Raw genomic sequence first — 7,101 nt, forward strand, 5'->3', positions numbered from 1 at the left:
GGTTGGGAGGGTTTCTGTGTTCGTCCTACGCGCATACACGTAAGGCGTGATTCCGGAAGCCCTCCCAAGCCTCCCTTGTGCAGGTCAGCGGCCTGCGCCTACTGGCTGAGCAGCAGCAATCCGGGATAGATCATGCTGCCGCTCTTGCGCTTCGCGTGACCGTGGCGGGCCATCGCCGCCGCGAACACGACCTCACTGCCGCCCTCTTCGCCGCTCCCCTGGCACCACGTGGACCACGCGCCGTACAACTCGCGGGCACCTACGGCGCTGTTGACGTTCGCCTGTGTCCGCTCGTCCAGGAAGCGCGCCAGAACGTCACTGGACGCCTGATATTCCGCCGTCCGCCGTGTCACCGCACCCGGCGGCGCCAGCCCGATCTGGTGGTACGCGCGGTACCCCTCGTACAACCACGTGAGCACGCCGTCCAGTTCGAGCGCGAGCTGTTCGGGGAGGCTCGGGTCGGGCTCCGCGATCACTACGTCAAACGGCACCATCAGCAGACGCCGCCACAGGGCGGGATCATCACCGGGCACCTTGGGCGCGAAGTTGGTCAGCATGATCAGCGTGTGTGACGGCGCGAACTCGATGAAGTCCTGCCGCATCCGCCGCGCCCTGATCGTGTCGCCGCCGCACAGCCTCTTCACGGTGCTCGCGGACATCTTCTGCCCCTCGCCCGTTTCGGAGATGACGGCCAGTCGCACGCCCATCAGGTCGGCCTGTCCCGTGGGGTGAGCACCCTCACGGTGAAGCAGCAGCTCGGGTTCGGCCGTGATCCCGTAGCCGCCGAACGCCCGCTTCACCGTCTCGATCAGCGTGGACTTGCCGTTCTTGCCGCTGCCGGTCCATATCGCCATGACGTGCTCGCGCACGGTGCCGAGCATCGCGTAGCCGAGCAGACGCTGTACGAAGGCCCTGACCTCTTCGTCGGGCAGGATCTCCCCGAGGAAGCGTTCGAACGTCGGCGCGGCTCCGAAGCCGCAGCCCGCGATTTTCGTGATCAGGTCGGCCGGCGAGTGGTCGCGTACCGCTCCGTTCCGCAGATCGATCGTGCCCATCGTGCAGTTGAACAAGTGCGGGTCCTCGTTGAGGCGGTCGGGGGCCGCAGAGAGGCCGTCCAGGCATGACGCGATACCGAGGACACCCTTCATCCCCGCCGCGCTCTCACAGGTGCGCACGTCGGTGTACAGCTTCTTGCTCTCATCACTCCCGAAAGCCATCTCGGCAGCCTCGTGCAGCCCGGCCTTGAGCGTGTCCCGCACGTTGCGCATCGCGCCGCCGTCCCTGTCCGGGGCCCAGTACTTCCCCGTCCAGACGTGCCACCCGATCTCGTGGACGTGCAGAAGCCGCCCCGTGTACTCCTGCGCGAGCCGTTCGGCCATGCGGAGTTGCCCGCGGTGGTCCTCCGCGTTGATGCCGACTGATGCGGTGATGCGGTCCGCCGTGGCCGCCTCGGTGTCCTCGCTCATCATCGGACACCCTTCATACGGAAGCCGGACCGGATGGTCGCCGTGGCCTCGCGGTGGTCGAGACCGATGTTCACGGCCGCCTGAGTCAGTGCCTCGGTCGCCTGCTCCGCGGTGATCTCACCCGCGGCGACCATCTCCGCACTGCTGCACGCCGCCCACACAAGGCACTGGTTCCTGTTGCCCTGCTCCGCCTTCAGGACTGCCCTGACGAGCCCCCTGAAGCGCTTGGCGGGCGAGCCCGTCATGCCCGGCTGCGCGAAGGCACCGGGCGCCCCCTGCGGGACAGACGCAGGGCGCAGCACGGCCAGGAGGCCGAGCAGCCACCCCGGCGCCGCCACCGGCGGGCGCGGGTCGAGTACGACGTACGGACCACTGGCCGACACTGACGGCGGTGCGGGCACCTGCCCGCCGTCGCCGCGGGTGTCGAGCCCCGGACCGAGCTTTCCGGCGGAATTCCCCAGGGCGAAATTCACGCCCTCGTATGTCCAGTAGTAGTGAACGCCGCCCGACCCGGTACCGACGGCACGCGTCAGCGGGAGTTCGCCGTACTGCCGTTCAAGAGCCGCCAGCGTCGCGCTACCGGTGGCGCCGTTCTTGTCGTCGAGATCCAAGACCCACAGGTTCGACGCCTGCCCGGTGATGATGCAGACGTTGGCGTCGTCGGGCCAGCCCCACGAAACTATGGTGTCGCGGTCGGTGGTGGCCAGCTCCGGCCAGCCGCGCAGGGTGGGGTGCTTGTATCCGGGACGTGCCCCCATTACCCGCCAGCCGCATGCGGCATATGAGAGAGCGGCTTCGAGTGGCGTCATGGCAATCGCGGTTGCCTCACTCACTGGACCCACCACCGATCCGCACGGCCGCACCGGTACGGTGCGCCCGGAACGCCAGCCATATGACGTTCAATTGGTCGGTCATGGCCGCGGTCACGGTGGCGGAGTTGGTCCCGAAAGCGCGCTCGTAGCGCTTGAGGGTGCGGTGCCGAAGCCTCCCCCACTCATTGCGCGACACCATCTGATGGCAGGTGCTGCACGCGTACCAGTCGCCCAGCATCGCGACATGGATACGGTCATTGCCGTTGACGGTGCGGGCGAAGGATCGGCACGGGTAACGCCACTGCGCACCGGGGAGATTGCAGAAGTCGCAGCCCTGCCCGCCGTCGGCATCGTCCGTTACCGTGGACGTAAGCGACGCCGTGCCCCGGCCGCTGATTACCGGTCCCCAGGTCCTCGACTTGGGGGCCGCGTCGTTGCTCGACATCACGCCCCCGCTTCAGGGCGCAGGAGCAGCGCGAGCTTGGCGCGCTGCTCGTCACTCAGCGGCGGCAGGGAGTCGACAACCTTCTTGATGTGAGCTTCAAGGAGAGCGGCCTTAAGCTCGCGCCTTTCCTCGGTCACATCGGCGTCAGGATTCCACCGTCTTTTGGCACCAAGGCGCGAACGACTTTCGGCAACAGGCTTGGAAATGGCGTTTTTAGCCATACAAAAACTCCGGGCATGCGGAGGGCCAGTGTGAGTGGCCATCACGTTCGCCCGGAGAAGTGACCTCGTGCCCTGCGCAGTCTTCGCAAGTGGCGCCAGCGAGGCCTATCCGGCCGTCGCCTTCTCTTGAGTGCGGCCCGATGACCCTGCCGCACCTGTGCCTCTACCATGAGGCATCCCCGTGCCTAATGCAAGAAGCACCAAAGGCAGGTATGGCGACCCTCATAAAGCCGTGTTACGCGTGTTATTGATGTGGCGTCAGGCAGCGTCGCCGGGTACCGCGGCCCTCTCTCCAGGGGGGCCGATGACAACCGTCTCGGGGTCCAACTTGTAGGCGTCGCCCTTCAGTAGGGTCACGCTCATCAGCAGCCGCACGATCTCGCGCCGCCTGCCGATGGACTTGGACGCCCACACGGCCTGCGCCGCCGCCTCGGTGTCCGCCTCCACGAAGTCGGCCAGCGGGTTGCCCGCCGTCGCCTCGGACATCGTGGTCCGGATCTCCCTTACGCGCTTGTCGCGGTCCGCCCGGATGGTCTCCAGCATGGCCAGGTCGATTCCCCCGCGGGCGTAGCTCGCCGCGGCCTCGACCTTCTTCGCTGCACACACCCCGAGTTCGTCGCGCAAGGCGTTCAGATCCACGTCGGGCCGTGGCGGCTTGATCAGGTCGGCCAGGTCGTCGCCTGCCAGCCGCTTGATCGCGACGCGAGCCACATAGCCGTCGACCAACTCGGCAAGCTGATTGCCCTTATGGCACGAGTTGCACCGGTACGTGATCCCCTTGGACCGTGAGCCGCCGCGCGCTGTGACGACGCCGACCACGCAGTACCCGCACGTGGCGATCTTGCTGACCAGCCACTTCGGCACGTTGCCCGGAGTCGTGACCCGCGCCGGGTCATCGAGCAGCGTGATCAGAGCCTGACGCTTCTCCTCGCTGATGATCGCGGGCCACGCGTCGTACTTGACGATCTCGCCGCGCAGCACCGCGTGACCCGATACCCGCGGCCCCATGAGGATGCGCCGGACCGTCTTGCTGTCCCAGCCGCCGGTCTGGACGACCTTGCCGCCGCGCTTGAGGACACGGCCGTCCTTCTGCGAGACGGTGAGCACCTTGCGTACCCGGAGATCGCGCAGCAGGTGCGCCATCGTCACACCGGCCAGCAGCTCGTCAGCCCACCGCCGGATCTCTGCGGCCTCGTCGGCGCGGTGCTTGGTCATGTCGAGCACCGGGACGTCGACGTACTCGCGCTCTGCCGGGTCCGCCTTCGGGTTGACGCAGACCGAGCGCACCCGGTCGGTGGGTACTCCCCAGCCGTAGCGGCGGATGCCACCGCCGTAGGCGCCCGCGCGGGCCTGGCGCTTCCTGGCCAGGCCGACGCGCTCGGACTTGACGCCCGACTCCTTGGCGGCGCTGTTCACGTCGCTGATGAAGTCGGCGCGACCCGCCGCCCGCTTGAGGTTGTACTCGCCGCGCGCCACGGTGAAGAGCCGGACGCTGTGCTTGTTGAAGAGGTCGATCAGGTCCATGCCTTCACGGACGTCACGGCACAGCCGGTCTGCGGCCGTCGCACGGACACTGCCGATCAAGTTGTGGGAGACATCGCGCATCAGCCGCTGATAGTCGGGGCGTTCGCTACCGTCCCAGGCGCTGATGCTGTTGTCGGTGTACTTCGCGCCGATGGGGAATCCGGCTTCCTCGCCGTCCTCTTCGACTTCGAGGTGCTGGCTGTCGACGCCTTCGGCGCCGCCCCGGTCGTCGTCGGAGATTCGGGCGAGAGCGGCGTTCACGCGCTCTGCGGGTTGGGTCATGCCTCAGAGTAGCGTCACAAACACGCTATGGGAGTCCCGACGGCGGTCGCCTCGAAGGCGATGAGCAGAACGACGGAGACGATGCCGAGGCTGAGCGCGCGGTACGGCTTGCCCAGCACCCCTCCGTCCCCGGACCCCTCGGGCGGCGATATCGGTGTCGGTGCGTCGGGGGTGACATCGGTGTCACCGGGTTCCAGGGCGGTCATGCTGGCCAGCGTAAGGGTCATGACGACCGGTGACCCCTGTCCGGAGTCGGTGCCCTTCTGGTCCCTTGGTCGTACGCCTCCGCTCAGCAGCCGCCGTCGGTGACTTCGGCGCTCACGAGGAAGTCCTTGCGCGAGACGTGCATGCAGTACACGTCTTCGGTGTGGGCGGTGCTGACTTCGTAGCGGTCGTCGGACGCCTCATGCACGCGGAGTCCGACCGCATGGGTCGGCCCCTCACCGGTGGCCTCGATGGCACGTTCAATGCGCCCCTCATAGCCACTGCCGTAGCCGCTCTCGAGTCCGTCCGGACTGCCGTCGTACGCCCCGTCGAGCTCATCGGTGACCGCGTACACGGCGTCGTGCAGCTCGCCCTCGCTCCACCGTGTGCTCGCGTAGAAGTAATAGACCCCTCCACCGGCGACGAGCAGCAGCACCACGATGAGGAACAGGCCCACAGGGCTGTTGGCGTTCAAGACGTACCGGCTCGTCCCCCAGTTGCTGCGGACGAAGACGGGTTCCTGGGCATCGTTTGGGCTGCTCATGCCAAGAATCTTACGATCACCCGTTTCAGCTGCCGGATGCGTACGTCACGAAGTCGGCCCATGCGGTTGGGGCGAAGGCGAGTTGGGGGCCCTGGGGGGTCTTGGAGTCGCGGAGGTGGATGGTGGCGGGGGTGGTGGCTACCTCGACGCAGTCCTCGCCGTTACTGCTGTCGCTGAAGCTGCTCTTACGCCACTCCAGGGCGACCTCGACGCAGCTGTCACCTTCACTACCGCTGCTGTAACTGCTCTTGAACCAGCTCAGCTCGATGCTGTCCCCGGCAGAGGCCTTACGGATCATGTCTCTCCCAGCACTTGCTCGATGAAGGCCAGCGACTCCGGTGGCGAAAGAGCCTGGGCCCGGATGATGCCATACCGCAGTTCGAGGATGCGGATCTGCCTCGGATCGGAGACCGGACGGCCAGCAAACTCATCGTCAGTCCGCCCCATCGCCGTGCCATCCCCGAACTTCAGCACCTGGATCCGACCGCCAGTCCCGGGGTGGTCACCGCAGGCAGTCGGCATTACCTGGATCTCGACGTTCCGCAACTCCCCTACCTCCAACAGACGTTCGAGCTGTTGGCGCAGCACCATTGTCCCTCCGATCGGGCGCCGCAGAGTCACCTCCTCCTGGACGAAGCTGAACTCAGGCGCAGGCGAGCGCTCGAAGATCGACTGGCGAGCCATTCGCGCAGCCACCAATCGCTCCAGCTCTTCATCCGAGTACGCGGGCCGACGCGTCCCCAGCAGCGCTCGCGCGAACTCGTGCGTCTGCAACAAGCCATGGATGTTGTGGTTGCTGTACAACCCCAGCTCCACCGCCCGCTCCTCCAGCTTCGCCAGCTCCCGCACCTTCTTCGGATACCGGGCCTCCCGCATCTCCTTCTTCATCGCGGAGACAAGCCCGCCCGCGCCCAACACCTCGTCCACCTTGTCCAGATACTCGGGACGAGGAATCCGCGCCCCGCGCTCGATCTTCCGGATCAGGTCCTCCCCGTACCCGATGGCCTCCCCGAACTCGGCCACCCGGAGGCCCGCCGCCTCCCTCCGCAGCTTGAGATGGTGACCCGCCATCTCGACCACCGCACTGATCTCGTCCTCGGGGTCGACGTCCCAACCAGGCTCATCCGCCCCGTCGTTACGCTCCCCGCCACCACGCCCAACGTCCACCGCGCCCACCTCCGACGTGCCGTCCAAGCCCAACGCGCACTCGTACCCAGACGTCACCCGGGACAGCCGGGACAACCCGGGACAAGCACCGGACAAACGCGGTACGCACAGCACACACCGCTGTTCACGGTACGCACGCATGGCCACGCTGAGTGACGTGAACCAAGAAACCACCCGGACCGCCACCCCAACCCGCCAGTTCACGATCCTGCTCTCCGCCACGCGCAGAGGCGCCCGCCTGGCACGGCTGCTCGCGGCCGAACAACTCCGCACGTGGGGCCTGCCGTTCGAGACGGCGGAGCAGATCGTCGCCGAGCTGGCGAGCAACGCAGCGCTGCACGGCCACGTACCCGGAAGAAGCTTCCGACTGGCCCTGACACTCACCGAGACGGCCACGCTCCGTATCGAGGTGACCGACGCCCGAACGGACCGCCAC

At 67.0% G+C, this 7,101-nt stretch carries 9 protein-coding genes and 1 pseudogene; 1 reads left to right on the plus strand and 9 read right to left on the minus strand.

The window, feature by feature from the left end; genetic code table 11:
• Window positions 1-98 precede the first annotated feature (98 nt).
• The 9 genes and pseudogenes from E2651_RS39370 to E2651_RS39410 form a co-directional block, all read right to left on the minus strand.
• Window positions 99-1,466: a phage/plasmid primase, P4 family gene (locus tag E2651_RS39370; protein WP_167829031.1), complete on the minus strand. Its 1,368-nt coding sequence runs from the start codon at window positions 1,464-1,466 to the stop codon at window positions 99-101.
• A complete protein-coding gene (locus tag E2651_RS39375; RefSeq protein WP_135336082.1) occupies window positions 1,466-2,275 on the minus strand; it encodes a bifunctional DNA primase/polymerase in 810 nt (269 codons plus the stop codon). Before E2651_RS39375 ends, E2651_RS39370 begins: the two co-directional genes overlap by 1 nt.
• A gap of 16 nt (window positions 2,276-2,291) precedes the next feature.
• Complete coding sequence (locus E2651_RS39380) at window positions 2,292-2,723, minus strand: hypothetical protein (RefSeq protein ID WP_135336083.1); 432 nt, start codon at window positions 2,721-2,723, stop codon at window positions 2,292-2,294.
• Entirely contained in the window at window positions 2,723-2,944 is a 222-nt protein-coding gene (locus E2651_RS39385) for a hypothetical protein (RefSeq protein ID WP_135336084.1), read from the minus strand. Before E2651_RS39385 ends, E2651_RS39380 begins: the two co-directional genes overlap by 1 nt.
• Before the next feature lie 258 nt (window positions 2,945-3,202).
• Window positions 3,203-4,750: a recombinase family protein gene (locus E2651_RS39390; protein WP_135336085.1), complete on the minus strand. Its 1,548-nt coding sequence runs from the start codon at window positions 4,748-4,750 to the stop codon at window positions 3,203-3,205.
• 26 nt (window positions 4,751-4,776) lie between these two features.
• Window positions 4,777-4,956: pseudogene (locus E2651_RS39395) on the minus strand (MFS transporter); the annotation flags it as partial.
• A gap of 83 nt (window positions 4,957-5,039) precedes the next feature.
• Window positions 5,040-5,498, minus strand: coding sequence for a hypothetical protein (locus E2651_RS39400; RefSeq protein WP_135336086.1), 459 nt, complete (start codon window positions 5,496-5,498; stop codon window positions 5,040-5,042).
• A gap of 25 nt (window positions 5,499-5,523) precedes the next feature.
• Window positions 5,524-5,796, minus strand: a complete 273-nt coding sequence (locus tag E2651_RS39405; RefSeq protein WP_135336087.1) for a DUF397 domain-containing protein — start codon at window positions 5,794-5,796, stop codon at window positions 5,524-5,526.
• The gene (locus E2651_RS39410) at window positions 5,793-6,665 is read right to left on the minus strand and encodes a helix-turn-helix transcriptional regulator (RefSeq protein ID WP_245239494.1); all 873 of its coding nucleotides are present in this window, start codon (window positions 6,663-6,665) and stop codon (window positions 5,793-5,795) included. Before E2651_RS39410 ends, E2651_RS39405 begins: the two co-directional genes overlap by 4 nt.
• Before the next feature lie 139 nt (window positions 6,666-6,804).
• Here E2651_RS39410 and E2651_RS39415 point away from each other — a divergent pair.
• Window positions 6,805-7,101, plus strand: a 297-nt coding sequence (locus E2651_RS39415) for an ATP-binding protein (RefSeq protein WP_135336088.1), incomplete at its 3' end; no start/stop codon positions are given.

The organism is Streptomyces sp. MZ04, assembly GCF_004684775.1.
GTDB lineage: Bacteria > Actinomycetota > Actinomycetes > Streptomycetales > Streptomycetaceae > Streptomyces.

Coding starts and splice junctions, on each gene's coding strand:
- E2651_RS39390 (WP_135336085.1), bottom strand. CDS start 4,750: ATGACCCAACCCGCAGAGCGCGTGAACGCCGCTCTCGCCCGAATCTCC.
- E2651_RS39380 (WP_135336083.1), bottom strand. CDS start 2,723: ATGTCGAGCAACGACGCGGCCCCCAAGTCGAGGACCTGGGGACCGGTA.
- E2651_RS39385 (WP_135336084.1), bottom strand. CDS start 2,944: ATGGCTAAAAACGCCATTTCCAAGCCTGTTGCCGAAAGTCGTTCGCGC.
- E2651_RS39370 (WP_167829031.1), bottom strand. CDS start 1,466: ATGAGCGAGGACACCGAGGCGGCCACGGCGGACCGCATCACCGCATCA.
- E2651_RS39400 (WP_135336086.1), bottom strand. CDS start 5,498: ATGAGCAGCCCAAACGATGCCCAGGAACCCGTCTTCGTCCGCAGCAAC.
- E2651_RS39405 (WP_135336087.1), bottom strand. CDS start 5,796: ATGATCCGTAAGGCCTCTGCCGGGGACAGCATCGAGCTGAGCTGGTTC.
- E2651_RS39375 (WP_135336082.1), bottom strand. CDS start 2,275: ATGACGCCACTCGAAGCCGCTCTCTCATATGCCGCATGCGGCTGGCGG.